Origin of the sequence: Pseudovibrio ascidiaceicola (assembly GCF_900114245.1) — a bacterium.
Classification (GTDB): Bacteria; Pseudomonadota; Alphaproteobacteria; order Rhizobiales; family Stappiaceae; genus Pseudovibrio; species Pseudovibrio ascidiaceicola.
On the sequence record NZ_FOSK01000008.1, the window covers coordinates 227,004 to 246,430 of the forward strand.

At 52.3% G+C, this 19,427-nt stretch carries 18 protein-coding genes and 4 tRNA genes; all 22 read left to right on the plus strand.

The features are described from left to right. Nucleotide 1 precedes the first annotated feature (1 nt). The 22 genes from BM231_RS16500 to BM231_RS16605 all read left to right on the plus strand — a co-directional run bounded on the left by BM231_RS16500 (nucleotide 2) and on the right by BM231_RS16605 (nucleotide 19,241). Nucleotides 2–78 (plus strand) — tRNA-Asp (locus tag BM231_RS16500). A 60-nt stretch (nucleotides 79–138) separates the two neighbouring features. Continuing rightward, nucleotides 139–215 (plus strand) — tRNA-Asp (locus tag BM231_RS16505). Between the two features lie 60 nt (nucleotides 216–275). Continuing rightward, nucleotides 276–352, plus strand: a tRNA-Asp gene (locus BM231_RS16510). Nucleotides 353–397: 45 nt separating this feature from the next. Then, nucleotides 398–474: transfer RNA gene (locus BM231_RS16515), tRNA-Asp, on the plus strand. A 664-nt stretch (nucleotides 475–1,138) separates the two neighbouring features. Continuing rightward, nucleotides 1,139–1,504: an NADH-quinone oxidoreductase subunit A gene (locus BM231_RS16520; RefSeq protein ID WP_057465615.1), complete on the plus strand. Its 366-nt coding sequence runs from the start codon at nucleotides 1,139–1,141 to the stop codon at nucleotides 1,502–1,504. Continuing rightward, nucleotides 1,495–2,079 (plus strand): NuoB/complex I 20 kDa subunit family protein, encoded by a 585-nt coding sequence (locus BM231_RS16525; protein ID WP_057465614.1) that lies wholly within the window; start codon nucleotides 1,495–1,497, stop codon nucleotides 2,077–2,079. Before BM231_RS16520 ends, BM231_RS16525 begins: the two co-directional genes overlap by 10 nt. Before the next feature lie 101 nt (nucleotides 2,080–2,180). After that, on the plus strand, nucleotides 2,181–2,783 hold the full coding sequence (locus tag BM231_RS16530; protein WP_063289024.1) for an NADH-quinone oxidoreductase subunit C: 603 nt from the start codon (nucleotides 2,181–2,183) through the stop codon (nucleotides 2,781–2,783). Nucleotides 2,784–2,797: 14 nt separating this feature from the next. Continuing rightward, entirely contained in the window at nucleotides 2,798–3,982 is a 1,185-nt protein-coding gene (locus BM231_RS16535; protein WP_093521048.1) for an NADH-quinone oxidoreductase subunit D, read from the plus strand. Next, entirely contained in the window at nucleotides 3,982–4,782 is an 801-nt protein-coding gene (gene nuoE / locus BM231_RS16540; protein WP_093521050.1) for an NADH-quinone oxidoreductase subunit NuoE, read from the plus strand. The genes BM231_RS16535 and nuoE overlap by 1 nt, the downstream gene beginning before the upstream one ends. A gap of 3 nt (nucleotides 4,783–4,785) precedes the next feature. Continuing rightward, nucleotides 4,786–6,087: an NADH-quinone oxidoreductase subunit NuoF gene (nuoF, locus tag BM231_RS16545; RefSeq protein WP_093521052.1), complete on the plus strand. Its 1,302-nt coding sequence runs from the start codon at nucleotides 4,786–4,788 to the stop codon at nucleotides 6,085–6,087. Between the two features lie 5 nt (nucleotides 6,088–6,092). Beyond that, the gene (locus BM231_RS16550; RefSeq protein ID WP_093521054.1) at nucleotides 6,093–6,443 is read left to right on the plus strand and encodes a pentapeptide repeat-containing protein; all 351 of its coding nucleotides are present in this window, start codon (nucleotides 6,093–6,095) and stop codon (nucleotides 6,441–6,443) included. Continuing rightward, nucleotides 6,440–8,536, plus strand: coding sequence for an NADH-quinone oxidoreductase subunit NuoG (gene nuoG / locus BM231_RS16555; RefSeq protein ID WP_093521056.1), 2,097 nt, complete (start codon nucleotides 6,440–6,442; stop codon nucleotides 8,534–8,536). The genes BM231_RS16550 and nuoG overlap by 4 nt, the downstream gene beginning before the upstream one ends. Before the next feature lie 13 nt (nucleotides 8,537–8,549). Continuing rightward, a complete protein-coding gene (gene nuoH / locus BM231_RS16560) occupies nucleotides 8,550–9,623 on the plus strand; it encodes an NADH-quinone oxidoreductase subunit NuoH (protein WP_093521058.1) in 1,074 nt (357 codons plus the stop codon). Further along, nucleotides 9,620–9,856, plus strand: a complete 237-nt coding sequence (locus tag BM231_RS16565; protein WP_057465606.1) for a hypothetical protein — start codon at nucleotides 9,620–9,622, stop codon at nucleotides 9,854–9,856. The genes nuoH and BM231_RS16565 overlap by 4 nt, the downstream gene beginning before the upstream one ends. Nucleotides 9,857–9,978: 122 nt before the next feature. Then, complete coding sequence (gene nuoI, locus BM231_RS16570; protein ID WP_057465605.1) at nucleotides 9,979–10,467, plus strand: NADH-quinone oxidoreductase subunit NuoI; 489 nt, start codon at nucleotides 9,979–9,981, stop codon at nucleotides 10,465–10,467. A gap of 76 nt (nucleotides 10,468–10,543) precedes the next feature. Then, nucleotides 10,544–11,158 (plus strand): NADH-quinone oxidoreductase subunit J, encoded by a 615-nt coding sequence (locus BM231_RS16575; protein WP_057465604.1) that lies wholly within the window; start codon nucleotides 10,544–10,546, stop codon nucleotides 11,156–11,158. A 112-nt stretch (nucleotides 11,159–11,270) separates the two neighbouring features. Continuing rightward, nucleotides 11,271–11,579 carry an NADH-quinone oxidoreductase subunit NuoK gene (gene nuoK, locus BM231_RS16580; RefSeq protein ID WP_057465603.1) on the plus strand — a complete coding sequence of 103 codons (309 nt, stop codon included), beginning with the start codon at nucleotides 11,271–11,273 and terminating at the stop codon, nucleotides 11,577–11,579. Nucleotides 11,580–11,586: 7 nt separating this feature from the next. Beyond that, a complete protein-coding gene (nuoL, locus tag BM231_RS16585) occupies nucleotides 11,587–13,566 on the plus strand; it encodes an NADH-quinone oxidoreductase subunit L (protein WP_093521060.1) in 1,980 nt (659 codons plus the stop codon). Beyond that, the gene (locus BM231_RS16590) at nucleotides 13,566–15,092 is read left to right on the plus strand and encodes an NADH-quinone oxidoreductase subunit M (protein ID WP_093521062.1); all 1,527 of its coding nucleotides are present in this window, start codon (nucleotides 13,566–13,568) and stop codon (nucleotides 15,090–15,092) included. The genes nuoL and BM231_RS16590 overlap by 1 nt, the downstream gene beginning before the upstream one ends. An 18-nt stretch (nucleotides 15,093–15,110) precedes the next feature. Continuing rightward, a complete protein-coding gene (gene nuoN / locus BM231_RS16595) occupies nucleotides 15,111–16,553 on the plus strand; it encodes an NADH-quinone oxidoreductase subunit NuoN (protein ID WP_093521064.1) in 1,443 nt (480 codons plus the stop codon). Between the two features lie 42 nt (nucleotides 16,554–16,595). After that, the gene (locus BM231_RS16600) at nucleotides 16,596–17,336 is read left to right on the plus strand and encodes a biotin--[acetyl-CoA-carboxylase] ligase (protein ID WP_208860436.1); all 741 of its coding nucleotides are present in this window, start codon (nucleotides 16,596–16,598) and stop codon (nucleotides 17,334–17,336) included. 237 nt (nucleotides 17,337–17,573) lie between these two features. Then, nucleotides 17,574–19,241, plus strand: a complete 1,668-nt coding sequence (locus BM231_RS16605; RefSeq protein ID WP_093521066.1) for a ribonuclease J — start codon at nucleotides 17,574–17,576, stop codon at nucleotides 19,239–19,241. Nucleotides 19,242–19,427: the final 186 nt, after the last annotated feature.

Here is a 19,427-nt window from a genome sequence, read left to right on the forward strand (position 1 = left end):
AGCGGGTGTAGCTCAGTTGGTTAGAGTGCCGGCCTGTCACGCCGGAGGTCGCGGGTTCGAGTCCCGTCACTCGCGCCACTTTTTCTTAGGAAGAGTGGTGCAGGAAAGCAAAGTGTTGTTGAAGGTAGTTTGGATTGAGCGGGTGTAGCTCAGTTGGTTAGAGTGCCGGCCTGTCACGCCGGAGGTCGCGGGTTCGAGTCCCGTCACTCGCGCCACTTTTTCTTAGGAAGAGTGGTGCAGGAAAGCAAAGTGTTGTTGAAGGTAGTTTGGATTGAGCGGGTGTAGCTCAGTTGGTTAGAGTGCCGGCCTGTCACGCCGGAGGTCGCGGGTTCGAGTCCCGTCACTCGCGCCACTTCCCTTGGGAAGAGGTGTTCAGTCCAAGCAAACTGTTATAGCTGCGGGTGTAGCTCAGTTGGTTAGAGTGCCGGCCTGTCACGCCGGAGGTCGCGGGTTCGAGTCCCGTCACTCGCGCCACTTTCATTTTACTTACGAAAAGCACGGTGTTCGCTTTAAATAGCGCGCCGTGCTTTCGTGTATTCTGGCTCATCTTCTCTGGATTTTATTGCATTATCTACCCATGTTTTCTGCTGAAGCTTTGTTGTCTTATATTTAGGGTAGGGGAGCTGCCGAATATGGCAGATTTAGCGGACAAGCTTTAGTGGGCAGGGGCTTAAAACAAAGCGCATTATGGTGGCCTATGGGTATTGCCCTGCGACTCTTCAATTGAGACGTTTTGACTATTTACGCAGAACTACGCAGGAAAATGCACCAATTTTATTGTCCGATTTTAAGTCTTGAGTAGTTTTCCCAAGCAATTGTTAGAAAACGTCATTTTTCTATTTTAATATGAGTATTTTACTCATAATATATATCTCTAGGTTTTTAGCGGCTTTTTAGTGCCCGCCTCTCGAGAATGTGATCTTCTCGTGGCGTAAGGCACTCTTTCCGATCCGATTTACTCCGTTGTAAGGTCTTGCGCAGATGGTGGGGCTAAGCTAATCGTGCGTTGCGGTGCGACTAGATACACCGGATCCTAGGGTGTCCTTCCAAATCTTACGCCCTACTTTCTGCCGTGTGTGCAGTGCACCAAGAGTTTTATTGGTCGCATGACCTGTTACGTCCAGGGACGGATATACAAATGGAAGACCTCCTCAGGGAGTACATCCCGATTGTCGTCTTTATCGGTGTTGCCCTCGTTATTGGCCTCGCGCTTCTCATTGCCCCGTTTATCGTTGCTTTCAAGAATCCAGATTCTGAGAAGCTTTCTGCTTACGAGTGTGGCTTTAACGCCTTTGATGACGCGCGTATGAAATTCGACATCCGGTTTTATCTGGTATCGATCCTTTTCATCATCTTTGATCTCGAAGTTGCTTTCCTCTTCCCATGGGCTGTTGCTTATGGTGGGCTGGGCTGGTTTGGCTTCGTCTCCATGATGATCTTCCTTGGCGTGCTCACGATTGGGTTCATCTATGAATGGAAGAAGGGAGCGCTGGAATGGGATTGATCTCTGACGGCTCCAAGCCTCTTGTCTCTGAAGCTCCAAAAGGGATCATTGATCCCAACACAGGTCGCCCAGTGGGCGAGAATGATCCGTTCTTCATGAATGTGAACAACGAGCTTTCTGATAAAGGTTTTCTGGTTACTTCCAGTGAAAGCTTGATTCAGTGGGCACGTACCGGTTCGCTTATGTGGATGACGTTTGGTCTTGCCTGTTGTGCAGTGGAAATGATGCAGATGTCGATGCCGCGTTATGACGCAGAGCGTTTCGGCTTTGCTCCTCGTGGCTCCCCACGTCAGTCTGACGTGATGATTGTTGCGGGTACGCTGACCAACAAAATGGCGCCTGCACTGCGCAAGGTTTACGACCAGATGCCTGAGCCTCGCTATGTGATCTCTATGGGATCGTGTGCGAATGGCGGCGGTTACTACCACTATTCCTATTCTGTTGTACGCGGTTGTGACCGGGTTGTTCCCGTTGACATCTATGTGCCGGGTTGTCCTCCAACTGCTGAAGCGCTGCTTTACGGTGTGCTGCTGCTGCAGAAGAAGATCCGCCGCACGGGTACGATTGAGAGATAATTTACAGGTCGTGCATCTTCGCGGTGCGCGGCCTTATCGACATTGCTGGCATGGGGTTCCCTTGCCATTTGTGAGATGTCCAACCTATAGGAAACAAGGTAATGGACGAGACGCTTAGCGAACTCGGTGAATTTATCGAGCTAACGCTTGGAGACAAAGTTAAGAGCTGGTCGGTTGCTTATGGCGATCTTGCTCTTAATGTGTCCCATGATCAGATTATCAATGTTTTGCGTTTCCTGCGCGATGACGCGCGGTGCGGCTTTGTGGCATTGGTTGATATTTGCGGTGTGGACTGGCCAGCTCGGGAAAAACGTTTCGACGTTGTGTACCACCTGCTTTCCCCCGTTCAGAACTTGCGCGTTCGCGTGAAGGTTCAGACAGATGAGGCCACTCCGGTTCCTTCTGTCATCTCCATTTTCAAGGGTGCTGAATGGTTTGAACGTGAAGCCTACGACATGTACGGCATTCTGTTCACCGGTAACCCGGATCTGCGGCGTTTGCTGACTGACTACGGTTTTGACGGTTTCCCGCTTCGCAAGGATTTTCCTCTAACAGGTTATGTAGAGGTTCGTTACGACGACACCAAGAAGCGTGTTGTTTATGAGCCTGTGCAGCTTACTCAGGAATTCCGTAGTTTTGACTTCCTCTCACCATGGGAAGGTACTGACTATGTGCTTCCTGGTGATGAAAAAGCATCGAACTGAGGCACGGGTAGAGAATGGCTGAGGCTCAGGTACGAAACTTTAATATTAACTTTGGTCCGCAGCACCCTGCGGCGCACGGTGTGCTTCGTCTGGTTCTTGAACTGGACGGTGAGGTGGTCACGCGCGTTGACCCGCATATCGGTTTGTTGCACCGGGGTACTGAGAAGCTGATCGAGCACAAAACCTATCTTCAGGCTGTGCCTTACTTCGATCGGTTGGACTATGTAGCACCAATGAACCAGGAGCATGCTTATGCTCTTGCTGTTGAACGTTTGCTGGGCATTGAAGTGCCTAAGCGCGGTCAGCTGATCCGTGTGCTTTACTCCGAAATCGGACGCTTGCTGTCACACCTTCTGAACGTGACCACGCAGGCGATGGATGTTGGTGCGTTGACACCGCCGCTTTGGGGCTTTGAGCCTCGCGAAGAGCTCATGGGCTTTTATGAGCGCGGTTGTGGTGCACGTATGCACGCGGCTTATGTGCGTCCGGGCGGCGTGCATCAGGATCTTCCTGCTCAGTTGCTTGAGGATATGTGGAACTGGTGTGATCCGTTCCTCAAAACCCTCGACGACATTGAAGGCCTTCTGACTGACAACCGTATCTTCAAACAGCGTAACGTTGATATCGGCGTTGTTGATCTTGATGAAGCCTGGGCTATGGGCTTCTCCGGTGTGATGGTTCGTGGTTCCGGTGCGAAGTGGGATTTGCGCAAGTCGCAGCCTTATGAGTGCTACGATGAGATGGAATTCGACATTGCAATCGGTAAGAACGGTGACTGTTATGACCGTTACCTGATCCGCATGTTTGAGATGCATCAGTCTGTTCGCATCATTAAGCAGTGTCTGGAGATGCTGGGTAAGGAAACTGGCCCTGTTTCTTCAACCGATGGTAAAGTGGTTCCACCAAAGCGCGGTGAAATGAAGCGCTCTATGGAAGCTCTGATCCATCACTTCAAGCTTTACACCGAGGGTTATAAAGTCCCTGAAGGCGAGATTTATGCAGCCGTTGAGGCGCCAAAAGGCGAATTCGGCGTGTATCTCGTTTCTGATGGAACCAATAAGCCTTACCGCTGCAAGATCAAGGCTCCTGGCTTTGCTCACCTGCAGGCGTTGGATTACCTGTGCCGCGGCCATATGTTGGCTGACGTTGCCGCTGTCATCGGTTCCATCGATATCGTATTTGGGGAGATTGACCGGTAATGTCAGTGCGTCGTCTTCATCACGAACAGCCAGAGTCTTTTGAGTTCTCTCCAGAAAATCTGGAATGGGCGAATAAAGTTATCGCGCGTTATCCAGAAGGGCGTCAGGCATCTGCTGTCGTACCAATTCTGTGGCGTGCGCAGGAGCAGGTTGGTTGGGTGACCGAGCCAGCGATCCGCGTGATCTCTGAAATGCTCGATATGCCTCGCATCCGTGTTCTGGAAGTGGCAACCTTCTACACCATGTTCCAGCTGCAGCCGGTCGGTAAAAAAGCACACATTCAGGTGTGTGGCACGACCCCTTGTCAGCTGCGTGGTTCTGAAGAGCTCATCAAAGTTTGTAAAAGCAAGATTTCCGAGACCCCTCATACCATTTCCGAAGACGGAAACTTCTCTTGGGAAGAGGTTGAGTGCCTTGGTGCATGTGTAAATGCGCCGATGGTGCAGATCTTCAAAGACTTCTATGAGGATCTGGATGTTGAGAAGTTTGAAAAGCTTCTTGATGACATTGCAGGCGGAAAGCCGGTTCTACCGGGTCCTCAGGGTGTTGACCGCATCTTCGCGGCACCGGAGGGCGGTCCAACCACATTGCTGAACATTGAGGACACCACAAAAGGTGCGCCTCAGGAAGCTATCGTTGTTGACGGTTCCGATGCAGCGTCACGGCACCATGCAGGTGCTGCTCTGAATACTGGCGGTGCTGGTTATACTGGTGTTCCTCGTCCAGCTGAGGCTGGTGTTGCGGAGTTCTTGGAGAGCCACCGCAAAGCGCAAGAAGCCAAAGCAAAGGGTGAGGGGTAAGCGATGCTGAACGATTCCGATCGTATCTTCACCAATATCTATGGTCTGCATGACTGGGGGCTCGAAGGAGCTCGTCAGCGCGGATCATGGTCTGGTACCAAAGACATTATTGAAAAAGGTCGCAGCTGGATCATCGACGAAATGAAGACTTCCGGTCTTCGTGGTCGTGGTGGTGCGGGCTTTCCGACTGGCCTGAAGTGGTCCTTCATGCCGAAGGAAAGCGACGGCCGTCCAGCTTATCTCGTGGTCAATGCAGATGAGTCCGAGCCGGGCACCTGTAAAGACCGTGAAATCATGCGTCATGATCCTCACCATCTGGTTGAGGGCTGCTTGCTTGCTGGTTTCGCGATGGGTGCGATTGCGGCGTACATTTACGTGCGCGGCGAGTTCATTCGTGAACGTGAGCGTCTGCAGGCTGCGATTGATCAGGCTTATGATGCTGGCCTGATCGGCAAGAACAACAAGAACGGCTACGACTTTGATATCTACGTGCACCACGGTGCAGGGGCTTACATCTGCGGTGAAGAAACTGCACTGCTGGAAAGCCTTGAAGGTAAAAAAGGTCAGCCGCGTCTGAAGCCTCCGTTCCCTGCGAACATGGGTATCTATGGCTGCCCAACCACAGTGAACAATGTGGAGTCCATTGCTGTTGCCCCGACCATCTTGCGTCGCGGTGGTGCATGGTTCTCCGGTATTGGCCGCGAAAACAACGCTGGCACAAAGCTGTTCTGTGTTTCCGGACACGTGAATAAGCCTTGTACCGTTGAAGAATCCATGGGTATTCCGTTCAAAGAGCTGATTGAAAAGCACTGCGGTGGCATCCGCGGCGGCTGGGACAATCTGCTGGCGGTTATTCCGGGTGGTTCCTCTGTTCCTTGTGTGAAGGGCGAAGAGATCCGCGACGCCAAAATGGACTTTGACGGTCTGCGCGAAGTTGGCTCTTCCCTGGGTACTGCTGCTGTGATCGTGATGGACAACTCCACGGACATCATCAAAGCGATTGCGCGTCTGTCCTACTTCTACAAACACGAAAGCTGCGGTCAGTGTACGCCGTGCCGTGAAGGTACGGGCTGGATGTGGCGCGTGATGGAGCGGATGGTCAAGGGCGAGAGTTCTTATGAGGAAATCGACATGCTGTTCAAAGTAACCAAGCAGGTGGAAGGTCATACGATCTGCGCGCTTGGTGATGCGGCGGCATGGCCTATTCAGGGTTTGATCAAAAACTTCCGCCCTGTGATTGAAGACCGGATCGATCAGTACGTTGCTACGCAGCGCACACCGACCGACAAGATTGCAGCGGAGTAGGGGATATGAAGATCAGCAATGAGAAAAAGCGTCTGAATGTGAGCGAAAGCGACCTTTCCGGTTCTTTGTTTGTGGATTGCAATCTGTCTGGTTGCTCTTTCACGAATGTGAATCTGTCCGGTGGCCGCATCAACGACGTTAATCTCTCAGGCTGGTCTATCCTTGATGCAAACCTTTCTGGTTGGTCAGTCGAGAAAGTCAATCTTTCTGGGCTGATCCTTGAAAATGCCAATCTGGCTGGCGCTAAACTCAAAAGCTGCCGGCTTGAGGGCATGACCATCGATGGAATTGAAGTGACTGAGCTTCTTGAAGCTTATCGGGCTAAAGAAGCTAAGGGTGAGGATGCCAACGCATGACCAAGCTTGTCGTCGACGGCAAAGAAATTGAAGTTCCTGCGGAATATACCGTTATGCAGGCCTGTGAAGAGGCCGGCGCGGAAATTCCTCGGTTCTGTTTTCATGACCGGCTTTCAGTAGCCGGCAACTGCCGCATGTGCCTTGTAGAAGTAAAAGGCGGACCGCCAAAACCGGTTGCCTCTTGTGCAATGGGCGTGCGCGATCTACGTCCGGGACCAGAAGGCCAGCCACCAGAGATTTTTACAAAATCTCCTATGGTGAAAAAGGCGCGTGAAGGTGTGATGGAGTTTCTCCTGATCAACCACCCGCTGGACTGCCCTATCTGTGACCAAGGCGGTGAGTGTGATCTTCAAGATCAGGCCATGGCTTACGGTGTAGATAGTTCCCGTTATGCGGAAAACAAGCGCGCAGTTGAAAATAAATATGTCGGTCCGCTTGTTAAGACGATCATGACACGCTGCATTCACTGCACGCGCTGTGTTCGCTTTACGACCGAGGTTGCCGGTGTTTCCGAACTGGGCCTGATTGGCCGTGGTGAAGACGCCGAGATTACCACTTATCTTGAAGAGGCGCTTTCCTCCGAGCTGCAGGGCAACGTGATTGACCTTTGCCCGGTTGGTGCTCTGACTTCTAGGCCCTACGAGTTCAATGCTCGCCCATGGGAACTGGTGAAGACAGAAAGCGTCGACGTGATGGACGCTCTTGGCTCCGCTATCCGTGTGGATACACGCGGTAAAGAAGTCATGCGCATCATGCCTCGCCTCAATGAAGAGGTGAACGAGGAATGGATCTCCGACAAAACCCGCTTTATCTGGGATGGTCTGAAGACACAGCGTCTGGATCGCCCATATGTGAAGCAGAACGGCAAGCTGGCTCCTGCGAGCTGGACTGACGCGCTGAATGCGGTTGCGTCAAAGGTGAAAGCGGCTGGTGGCGCGAAGACTGCTGCGATTGCTGGTGACCTTGCTACTGTTGAAGAGATGTTCGCTCTGAAGGCTCTGATGGAGAGTGTTGGTTCAGCCAACATGGATTGCCGTCAGGATGGTGCTCAGCTCGATCCGTCTCTTGGTCGGACAACCTATCTGTTTAACTCTTCCGTGGAAGGTATTGAAGACGCTGATGCAATTCTGCTCGTGGGTGCTAATCCACGTGTTGAAGCGCCAGTTCTCAATGCGCGCATCCGTAAGGTTTGGCGTCATGGCGGTGCAAAAGTTGGTTTGATTGGCCAGCCTGCGGATCTGACCTACGACGTGGACTACCTCGGTGCCGGCCCGGACACTCTAGCGGATGTTGCTTCTGGTAAGAACGCTTTTGCAGACGTGCTGAAAAACGCGAAAAACCCAATGATCATCGTTGGTGAAGGCGCGATTGCCCGTGAAGACGGCGCTGCTGTGCTCGCTGCTGCTGCCAAGCTTGCTGAAAGCGTTGGTGCTGTGAGCGATGAGTGGAACGGCTTTAACGTTCTGCACACCGCTGCTAGCCGCGTTGGTGGTCTGGATATCGGACTTGTTCCGGGTGAGGGTGGTCTGGATACCGGTGGTATTCAGGATGCAGCTGCTAAAGGCGACCTTGATGTTGTGTTCCTGCTTGGTGCAGATGAACTGGACATGTCTGCCTTTGGTGATGCGTTCGTTGTTTATATCGGTACCCATGGTGACCGCGGCGCACACCGCGCTGACGTTATTCTGCCAGGTGCTGCTTACACCGAAAAGCCAGGGACCTTTGTGAACCTGGAAGGCCGTGTACAGCTGGCAAACCGCGCTGCATTCCCTCCTGGTGATGCACGTGAGGACTGGGCGATCATTCGTGCGCTTTCTGGTGCACTTGGTAAGCCGCTTTCCTTCAACAGTTTTGCGCAGTTGCGCGGTGCTGTTGTCGAGGCAGTTCCTCATATGGCGAATGTAAATTGCATCGCGACCGGTGTTGCTTCGGATGTTTCCAAGCTTGCCGCACGCGGTGGTGACATGAATGGTGCCGGTTTCGCACAGGCATTCAGTGATTTTTATCTAACCAACCCGATTGCCCGAGCTTCAGCGGTGATGGCCGAGTGTTCTGCACTTGCCATGCAGCGCCGAGCTGAGGCGGCGGAATAAGGGGACGGTGAGCATGGAAGCTTTTTTCTGGGATTATGGCTGGCCGCTGATCATCATGCTCTTCCAGAGCGTGCTCTTGATGGTCGTGCTGCTGCTGATCGTTGCTTACATTCTATACGCTGACCGTAAGATCTGGGCTGCTGTCCAGATCCGTCGTGGTCCTAACGTTGTTGGCCCCTGGGGCTTGCTGCAGAGTTTTGCGGATCTTTTGAAATTTGTTTTGAAAGAGCCAGTGATCCCATCGGGATCTGATAAGTTCCTGTTTTTGTTTGCGCCGCTGATTACAGTGGTTCTTTCTCTCGCTGCATGGGTGGTTATGCCTGTTGCGGATGGCTGGGTGATTGCAAACATCAACGTGGGTATTTTGTATGTGTTCGCGATCAGCTCCCTTGGAGTTTACGGCGTGATCATCGGTGGTTGGGCATCCAACTCCAAATATCCGTTCCTGTCAGCTCTGCGTTCTGCAGCTCAGATGGTTTCTTACGAAGTGTCTATCGGCTTCGTGATCGTGACTGTTCTGCTCTGTGTTGGCTCGTTGAATCTGACTGAGATCGTTTATGCGCAGCAGGCTCGCGGGCTTGCTCACGTGCTGGGCGTTCCATGGTTGTCCATTTTGAACTGGTACTGGTTGCCGCTGTTCCCGATGTTCGTGGTGTTCTTTGTTTCTGCACTTGCTGAAACAAACCGTCCTCCATTCGATCTGGCAGAAGCGGAATCCGAACTGGTTGCGGGCTTCATGGTTGAGTACGGCTCCACCCCTTACATGATGTTCATGTTGGGTGAGTATGTGGCGATCTCCTTGATGTGTGGTCTGATGACCATCCTCTTCATGGGTGGCTGGTTGCCTCCATTGGATATCGCACCGTTCACATGGGTGCCTGGCATCATCTGGTTCCTGCTTAAGTGTCTGTTGGTGTTCTTCTTCATCTCCATGGCGAAAGCAATGGTTCCACGGTACCGCTATGACCAGCTGATGCGTCTGGGTTGGAAAGTCTTCCTGCCGCTGTCACTGGCAATGGTGTTCATCGTGGCCTTCGTGCTGATGTTCATGGGCTGGACCCCACCAGTGGGTGGGTTCGGAGCATGATTTCCATCGCCGGGTTAATCGGCGGTGTAATGGGAATTTACCTTGGATGGCTGAACTACCGTCTCCTTCTTGGATTTATGGAGGCAGCCATCAACAAAGGAAAAGAGCGCAACCCAGCTGAAAAAGGTTGGGTTGAGCTGGCGGAACCGACGATCCGCAAAGTCATTTTTACCCTGACGATAATCGGGATTCCGATTATCGGATATCTCGCCGGAGCTAGCATTGCTCCTTAATTCGAGAGGAAAGGGTAACGAGAACCTAGTATGACTTCTTAGAAGTGCTCATAGGTTCTCTTGGATTGTAATCGATCTTCCATGCCGGTGGCATGTTCGATCAAGAAAGGGCTGTAAAGGCTATGGGACTGGGACAGGCCGCAAAGTCGTTGCTTTTGAAGGAGTTCGTATCGGCGTTTTTTCTTGCCATGCGTTACTTCTTCAAGCCAAAGCCGACGATTAACTATCCCTTTGAGAAGGGTGCTGTAAGCCCGCGTTTTCGCGGTGAACACGCCTTGCGCCGGTATCCGAATGGAGAAGAGCGCTGCATTGCTTGTAAGCTGTGTGAAGCGATCTGCCCTGCGCAAGCCATTACGATTGAAGCTGGACCTCGTCGTAATGACGGAACACGCCGTACCACTCGCTACGATATTGACATGACCAAGTGCATTTACTGCGGGTTCTGTCAGGAAGCGTGTCCAGTGGATGCGATCGTGGAAGGCCCGAACTTTGAATTTGCTACCGAGACGCGGGAAGAGCTGTTCTACGACAAGGACAAGCTGCTTGCGAATGGGGAGCGTTGGGAGCGTGAAATTGCTCGCAACATCGAATTGGATGCTCCGTACCGTTAAGGTAACGGGAGTGGATTGTGTCCGGTTGGGGTTTTGCACTGACCGGGCGAGACAATAGGACAAAGGCAACCTAAAAATGGTTTTGCAGGCCCTGTTTTTCTATCTGTTTGCCGCACTTGCGGTGGCCTCTGCCTTCATGGTGATTGCTTCTCGCAATCCGGTTCACTCAGTGCTGTTCCTCATCCTGTGCTTCTTTAATGCAGCCGGGTTGTTTGTGCTGATTGGTGCCGAGTATCTGGCGATGCTTCTGGTTGTTGTCTACGTGGGTGCGGTCATGGTGCTGTTCCTGTTCGTGGTCATGATGCTGGATGTTGACTTCGCCGAAATGCGTCAGGGGTTTTTGCAGTATTTGCCGATCGGCGCGCTGATTGGTGCAATTCTGCTGGCTGAACTTTTGATGGTTGCCAGTGGCTGGTACATCGCTCCTGGCATGCTAGGTGAAGGGTCCGCCCCGACACCTCCTGTTGAGCAGACACAAAATATCGCCGCTATCGGTGAATTGCTTTACACCCGCTACATTTACTGGTTCCAGGTTTCTGGTCTGGTGCTGCTGGTTGCAATGATCGGTGCGATTGTATTGACCCTCCGCCATAAGCCGGGCGTACGCCGTCAGAACATCTCTGAGCAGGTTGCCCGTCGTCCTGAAACTTCGATCGAAGTGGTCAAAGTTGAAAGAGGCAAGGGGTTGTAAGGCGCGTTTGTAACGGGTCTTCATCATTAATTCGTGCCGGAGAAAAGACCTTCCTCCTGAAGGTTCCTTCTCCGGAATTTGAATAGAACACGGGGAGCACTGAGAGGCGCCCATGGAAATTGGCATAGCGCACTATCTCGGGGTCGCAGCGATCCTATTCACCATCGGGATCTTTGGCATCTTTCTCAACCGGAAGAACGTCATCGTGATCCTGATGTCTATCGAGCTCTTATTGCTCGCAGTTAATATCAACCTGGTGGCATTTTCCTACTTCATGCAGGACATGGTTGGTCAGATCTTTGCGCTCCTGGTTCTTACCGTTGCAGCAGCAGAGGCGGCCATTGGTCTTGCTATTCTGGTTGTTTACTTCCGTAACCGCGGCTCTATTGCCGTGGAAGACATCAATATGATGAAAGGCTGAGGGGCGGATGTTTTCAGCAATCGTTTTTCTGCCGTTGCTTGGCTTCCTGATTGTCGGAATGTTCGGCAATCGGCTTGGGGTCAAAGCCAGCGAGTACATCACCAGCGGCTTTATGATTGTCGCAGCCCTTTTGTCATGGGTGGTGTTTTTTCAATACGGCCTTGGGTCGGAGAGCACGCAGATTGTGACAATTTTCCGCTGGATCACCTCTGGGGATCTGTCGGTTAACTGGACAATTCGTGTTGATACACTCACCGCAGTGATGCTGGTGGTTGTGAACTCCGTTTCCTGTCTGGTTCACATCTACTCTATCGGGTACATGCACCACGATCCGCATCGTCCGCGGTTCTTTGCCTACCTGTCCTTCTTTACCTTCTCAATGTTGGCACTGGTCACCTCTGATGACTTGCTGCAAATGTTCTTTGGTTGGGAAGGCGTTGGTCTGGCATCCTACCTGTTGATCGGGTTCTGGTACAAAAAACCTTCTGCCAATGCGGCTGCGATGAAAGCCTTCATCGTCAACCGTGTCGGTGACTTTGGTTTTGCTCTGGGTATCTTCGGTGTTTTCTACCTTTATGGTTCCATCGACTTCACAACGATTTTCAGCAGCGGTCCTTCTCTTCTTGAGAATAAAGAGCCTGTCCTGAACTTCCTTGGCTATGAGTTGATGCCTGAAGCAGCGCTGACAGTTGTCTGCCTGTTGCTCTTCATGGGTGCCATGGGTAAATCAGCTCAGTTCCTGCTTCACACCTGGTTGCCGGATGCGATGGAAGGCCCAACGCCTGTTTCCGCGCTGATCCACGCAGCGACCATGGTGACGGCTGGTGTGTTCATGGTTGCGCGTCTTGCGCCAATCTTTGAACTTGCGCCAACGGCCCTGACTGTTGTGACCTTCTTTGGTGCGACGACTGCCTTCTTTGCAGCGACCATTGGCTGTGTGCAGAACGATATCAAGCGCGTGATTGCATACTCCACCTGTTCTCAGTTGGGTTACATGTTCGTGGCGCTGGGTGTTGGTGCGTTCGGTGTTGGTATCTTCCACCTGTTCACACACGCATTCTTTAAAGCACTGCTGTTCTTATGCGCTGGCTCCGTCATTCACTCTGTGTCTGATGAGCAGGACATGCGTAAGATGGGTGGTCTGCGTAAGCACATTCCATGGACCTACTGGACCATGATGATTGGTACGCTGGCACTGACTGGTTTCGGTATTCCGTTTACCTACATCGGTACAGCTGGCTTCATCTCCAAAGATGCGATCATTGAAGCTGCTTATGTTGGTCACAACATGTTTGCTTCCTATGCCTTCTGGGCAACTGTGCTTGCAGCCGCGCTGACCAGTTTCTACAGCTGGCGCCTGGTGTTCATGACCTTCCACGGCAAGACCCGTGCTTCTGTTGATGTGATGAAACACATCCACGAGAGCCCATGGGTTATGCTTGTGCCGCTGCTGTTGCTTGCACTTGGTGCAGCTTTTGCCGGTATGGTGTTCAAGGAAGCGTTCATCGGTCACGACTACCTCCATTTCTGGAAGAACGTCTTTGGTGGTACGAACAGTGAGCTCGCAGTTATTGAAGAAATGCACCACGTCCATTGGCTCGTGAAGCTTTCTCCATGGCTTGCAATGGCTGGCGGTTTCATCATTGCTTACCTCTTCTACATCGCTAAACCAGACATGCCGAAGGCTCTGGCAGAGCGTCATAAGCCTCTGTACCTGTTCCTCCTGAACAAGTGGTACTTTGATGAGCTTTATGACTTCCTGTTTGTGAAACCTTCCCTGGCTCTTGGCCGCTTCCTGTGGAAGCGCGGTGACGGCACTGTGATTGACGGACTTGGTCCTGACGGTGTTGCTTCACGCGTTCAACAGGTTACCGGTTGGGTCGTTCGCCTGCAGTCTGGCTACATCTATCACTACGCATTCGCCATGTTGATCGGGGTTGCCTTCTTCGTGACCCTGGCCATGTTCTCCGGTGGGGGAGTTCATTAATGAACGACTGGTCCATCCTTTCCATCACAACATTTCTCCCACTGGTCGGTGTGTTCTTCATCCTGCTGGTGCGGGGAGATGACCCAGATGCGAAAACGAATATTCGGCGTGTTGCGCTGATTACGACGAGTTTCACATTTATCGTCTCCTTGTTCATCTGGGGCGGGTTCACCAACGAGAACCCTGGCTTCCAGATGGTGGAGAAGCACAACTGGTTTGGTGATACCTTCACCTACCACATGGGCGTTGACGGCATTTCCATGCTGTTCGTGATCCTGACTACTTTCCTTATGCCGCTATGTATTCTGGCGAGCTGGGAAAGCATTCAGACCCGCGTCAAGGAATACATGATCGCTTTCCTCGTACTGGAAACACTGATGATCGGTGTGTTCTGTTCGCTGGATCTGGTGCTGTTCTACGTGTTCTTTGAAGCTGGCCTTATTCCGATGTTCCTGATCATCGGTGTATGGGGTGGTCCGCGCCGCGTTTATGCAAGCTACAAGTTCTTCCTGTACACCTTACTCGGCTCTGTGCTGATGTTGGCGGCTATCATGGCCATGTACTGGCAGGCTGGTACGCTGGATATTCCAACTCTTCTTAATGAGAGCGAATTCCCGGCAGCGATGCAAACGTGGTTGTGGCTGGCCTTCTTTGCAAGCTTTGCGGTGAAGATGCCAATGTGGCCGGTTCACACCTGGTTGCCAGATGCTCACGTGGAAGCGCCGACTGCTGGTTCTGTTGTTCTGGCTGCGATCCTGCTGAAGATGGGTGGTTATGGGTTCCTTCGGTTCTCATTGCCAATGTTCCCAATCGCCAGTGATATGTTCGCACCGTTCATCTTTACGCTGTCTGTCGTGGCGATCATCTACACCTCACTGGTGGCGCTGGCGCAGGAAGACATCAAGAAGCTGATTGCATATTCATCCGTCGCTCACATGGGCTTCGTGACCATGGGTATCTTCTCTGCCAATGCGCAGGGTATTGAAGGAGCGATCTTCATGATGCTGGCTCACGGTCTGATCTCTGGCGCACTGTTCCTGTGTGTTGGTGTGATTTATGACCGGATGCACACCCGTCAGATTACGGCCTATGGTGGCCTTGTGAACAACATGCCTCGTTATGCGGTGGCGTTCATGATCTTCACCATGGCAAACGTTGGTCTGCCAGGAACTGCCGGCTTTGTGGGTGAGTTCCTTACAATGATTGGTGTGTTCCGGGTGAACACCTGGGTGGCGTTCTTCGCTGCGACTGGTGTGATCTTGTCCGCTGCTTACGCTCTGTTCCTTTACCGCCGCGTTGTGTTTGGTGCGTTGGAAAAGGAAAGCCTCAAGTCCATGCTGGACCTGACAGGCCGTGAGAAGCTGATCCTCGCTCCGCTGATCATTTTGACTATCTTCTTCGGGTTCTACCCAGCAGCAGTGCTGGATGTGACGTCCGCGTCCGTTGGTGCCCTTATCGAAAACTACAATGCCGCGCTTGATGCAGGGGGCCTTGCCCATGCTGCCGCTGCAGTGTCTAGCCATTAACAGGGGAGCGGTGCACTCATGAATGCTGAGCTTCTAGCTATTCCTGATCTAATGCCGGTGTTGCCCGAGATCCTTCTGGTTCTCGGCGCAATGGTCCTGCTGATGGTTGGAGCTTTTGGTGGAGAGAAATCCACTCCACTGGTAACGGGTATTTGCGTTGCGTTGCTCACCGTTGCGGGTCTGATCCTGCTGGTGAGCCCGCATTACGGCACAACATTTGACGGCGCATTCGTACAGGACGCTTTCTCTCAGTATATGAAAATACTGGTGCTGATCGGGTCCGGCTTTGCGATTGCGATGTCCGTTGCTTACGCACGTTCTCAGAACTTTGATCGCTTTGAATACCCAATCCTCATCGTGATCGCGACCGTTGGTATGATGCTGATGCTTTCAGCCAACGATCTGATCTCCATGTACCTGGGTGTTGAGCTGCAGTCTCTGGCTCTTTACGTGGTTGCTGCGATTAACCGTGACTCTGTTCGCTCTACTGAGGCTGGCCTGAAGTATTTCGTCCTTGGGGCGTTGTCTTCCGGTATGCTGCTTTACGGTATGTCCTTCATCTACGGCTTTACCGGCCACACTGACTTTTCTGGCATCGCGGCTGCTCTGACAGACGATCGCGCATCCCTTGGTCTGGTGTTCGGTATCGTGTTCATGCTGGCAGGTATTGCCTTCAAGATCTCTGCGGTTCCATTCCATATGTGGACCCCGGATGTTTATGAGGGTGCACCAACACCGGTTACTGCGTTCTTTGCAGCAGCACCTAAGATTGCTGCGTTCGGTATGCTAATCCGTGTGCTGGTTGAGCCTTTGGGCAATGTGACTACTGACTGGCAGCAGATCGTTGTGTTCATCGCTATTGCATCCATGGGTCTTGGTGCCTTTGCGGCGATTGGGCAGAAGAACATCAAACGTCTGATGGCATACTCTTCCATTGGTAACATGGGTTACGCTCTGGTTGGTCTGGCAGCTGGTACTGAAGCTGGTGTCCACGGTCTGATCGTGTTCATGACAGCTTACCTTGCGATGACACTGGGTGCGTTTGCTTGCATCCTGTCCATGCGCCGCAAGGAAGGTATGGTTGAAGAGATCTCCGATCTTGCTGGTCTTTCAAAGACCAACCTGCCAATGGCAGTGTTGCTTGCAGTGATCATGTTCTCCCTGACCGGTCTGCCACCACTCATCGGCTTCTTTGGTAAGTTCTACGTATTCATCGCTGCGATGGATGCAGGTCTTGCTCCATTGGTCGTGATTGGTCTGGTGACCAGCGTTGTGGCTGCTTACTATTACCTGCGTGTGATCAAGGTCATGTTCTTTGATGATGCAACTGGCGAGTTCCTGCCAATGTCTGGTGAAATGAAAATTGTGCTTGGTCTTTCCAGCGCGGTTGTCGGACTGTTCTTCATCATGCCGGAACCAATCATGAATGCGGCTGCCAATGCGGCTGGCGTTCTGTTCTAGTTTCCTATGATGAACCTTGGACAATTAAAAGACGAAGGCCCGGTGCGATCTGCACCGGGCTTTTGTTTTGAGTACTACGACCAGATCGGGTCCACCAATACCCACGGCTTGCACAAGGCGCGGGAAGGGCATCCGGGTAATCTGTGGGTCCGCTCCGATATTCAGCTGAGCGGGCGCGGCCGTCGTGGGAGAGCGTGGACTTCGGAGACTGGCAATCTGTTTGCCTCGGTGCTGCTGCGCGTGGGTGTACAGAACGAGAAGATCGTTCAGCTGCCTTTCGTGGCAGCTCTTGCTCTTGGAGAGGCTATTGAACGGGCAACTGGTGCGCACAATCTGGTGCAGCTGAAGTGGCCGAATGATGTGCTCATCGACGGACAAAAAGTCTCTGGCATATTGCTTGAGAGCGAAAGTGGGCCTAATGGTGAGCTGTGCCTTGTGTGCGGTTTTGGCGTCAACGTGTCTCATCATCCGGATCTGGGTGATTATGCTGTTACAGATTTACGCAGCATGGGGTACATGTGTGAGCCGCAACAGGTCTTTGATGCCCTTGCGCAAAGTTTTGCACGATGGCTGGAAACGTGGAAAGCTGCCAGTGGGTTTGAAGAGATCAGATCTGCATGGCTGCGACGCGCCGTAGGGCGCGGGAAACCGATCCGTGTCCGCCTGAGCAATGAAGAGTTTTCCGGTGTCTTTATGGACATCGATCAAATGGGCCGCCTGATCGTAAAAATGGATCATGGGGGCGAGCGGCTGGTGACAGCCGGAGATGTTTTCTTTTCCTGAAGACGTGCAAAGCATGTTCTGCTGGCTTTTTTGATTATTGAAGCCACATGTCTGTCGGGACGTAGAGCAAGTTGCGTTCATTCGTATTCACGCATCTCGTTCTCAGTTCTTTTGTTTGAGCGAATTCTTGTCGCTTGATTGAAGCCAATCAAACGGAACGCGCTCTAGAGTTTATACGCGTATTCTTGTTTTCGAAAATGGAAGCATGTTTAGGAATACGCTTTGAAGGAGTCTTAGATGTCGAGCACTCAAGAGCTCGTATTCCTGCCTTTGGGCGGTGTTGGCGAAATTGGAATGAACCTTGGTCTTTATGGATATGGACCTGAGGACGACCGTCGCTGGCTGATTGTTGATTTTGGTGTCTCATTTGCCGGACCGGAGATGCCGGGTGTTGATCTTGTTCTGCCAGATATTCGTTTTCTGGAAGAAGAACGTTCCCGCATTGATGGCATCGTCATCACGCATGCTCATGAAGATCATTACGGCGCATTGTCCTATCTTTGGAAGCGGTTGGAACTGCCGGTCTATGCGACCGAATTCACTGCTCGCCTTCTGGAAGCCAAGCTGATTGGTGATGGTGCTGATTATCAGATTCCGGTGACCGTTGTTAATCAGGGAGATCGTTTCAAAGCCGGTATCTTTGATATTGAGATGGTGACCATGACCCACTCGATCCCGGAGCCGTGTGCTTTGGCTATTCGTGTTGGTGGTCAACTGGTGTTGCATTCCGGCGATTGGAAGATCGATCTGACACCGGGCATTGGTAAGGCGATCGACCTTCAGCGTTTGCGTGAGCTGGGAGATGAAGGCGTTGATGTCTTTGTCTGTGACAGCACCAATGCAGTCCGTGACGGGGTTAGCCCCAGTGAAGCGGATGTGAAGGAAGAGCTGACGCGGATCATCAAAGACGCACCGAACCGCGTTGCTGTGACCACGTTTGCCTCCAACGTTGCACGTATGCGTGCAGTTGCTGAAGCGGCAATGGCGGCAGAGCGTGAGATTGTTGTGATTGGCCGCTCGATGCAACGTACCGTCGAGATTGCACGTGATCTGGGCTATCTTGATGGGCTGGCGCCGTTCCGTGATGAAGAGACTTATGGATCTTTGCCGCGTGATAAAGTCGTCGCTCTTTGCACCGGGTCTCAGGGCGAGGCACGTGCTGCTATGGCACGCATTGCTGGTGATCAGCACCGCCAGGTCGCGCTGTCTGCTGGGGATATGGTTATCTTCTCCAGCCGTACCATTCCAGGTAACGAAAAGGCTGTTTCCAACATTATCAACCAGCTAACCCACGAAGGGTTGCAGGTGGTAACAGACCGTGATGCGCTGGTGCATGTGTCTGGCCATCCGCGTCGTGGTGAGCTGGATCAGGTTTACAATCTTGTGCGCCCGAAGAAGGTTCTACCTGTTCACGGTGAGCCGCTGCATCTGCAGTGTCATAAGGACTTTGCTGTCAGCAAGGGCGTGAAGGACGTTAAGATCATCCGTGATGGCGACATGGTGCGCCTGCATCCGGGTGGGCTTGAGGTCATTGATGAAGCGCCTGCCGGTATTCTGGTTCGCGATGGCCATTTGATTGCTGCGCCAGAAGAAACTGGTGTTCAGGAACGCCGGAAGCTTTCTTATGGCGGCTGCGTGACGGTTTCGCTGATCGTGGATGGTCGCGGCGAGTTGCTTGGCGATATCGACGTGGTTTTGTTTGGGATGCCGGATGAGACTGAGAACGGGACACCGTTTGAGGATGCCGTTCGTGATGCCGTTTATGGAGCGGTGATCTCCATTCCAAAGAGCCGTCGCCGTGATGTGGAACTGGTGCGTGAAGCTGCCAGACGGGCGGGGCGCTATGCTGTTGTAGAGCATTGGGGCAAGAAGCCGCTTTGTAAGGCATTGGTGCAACGCGTCTGATCCTCAGGCCCATTTTTCGAGATAATCAAAGGCCGCAAGTGAGCATATCATTTGCGGCCTTTGACTTTTGATCCAATGGACTTTGTGAATGAAATCTGTTCCTTAGAACTCATAAGCGTTCATCTGCAGATACGTGCTGTGCTCTGACATTTTGTTTGAGCAGCTTCTTGTCATTTGATTGTGTGC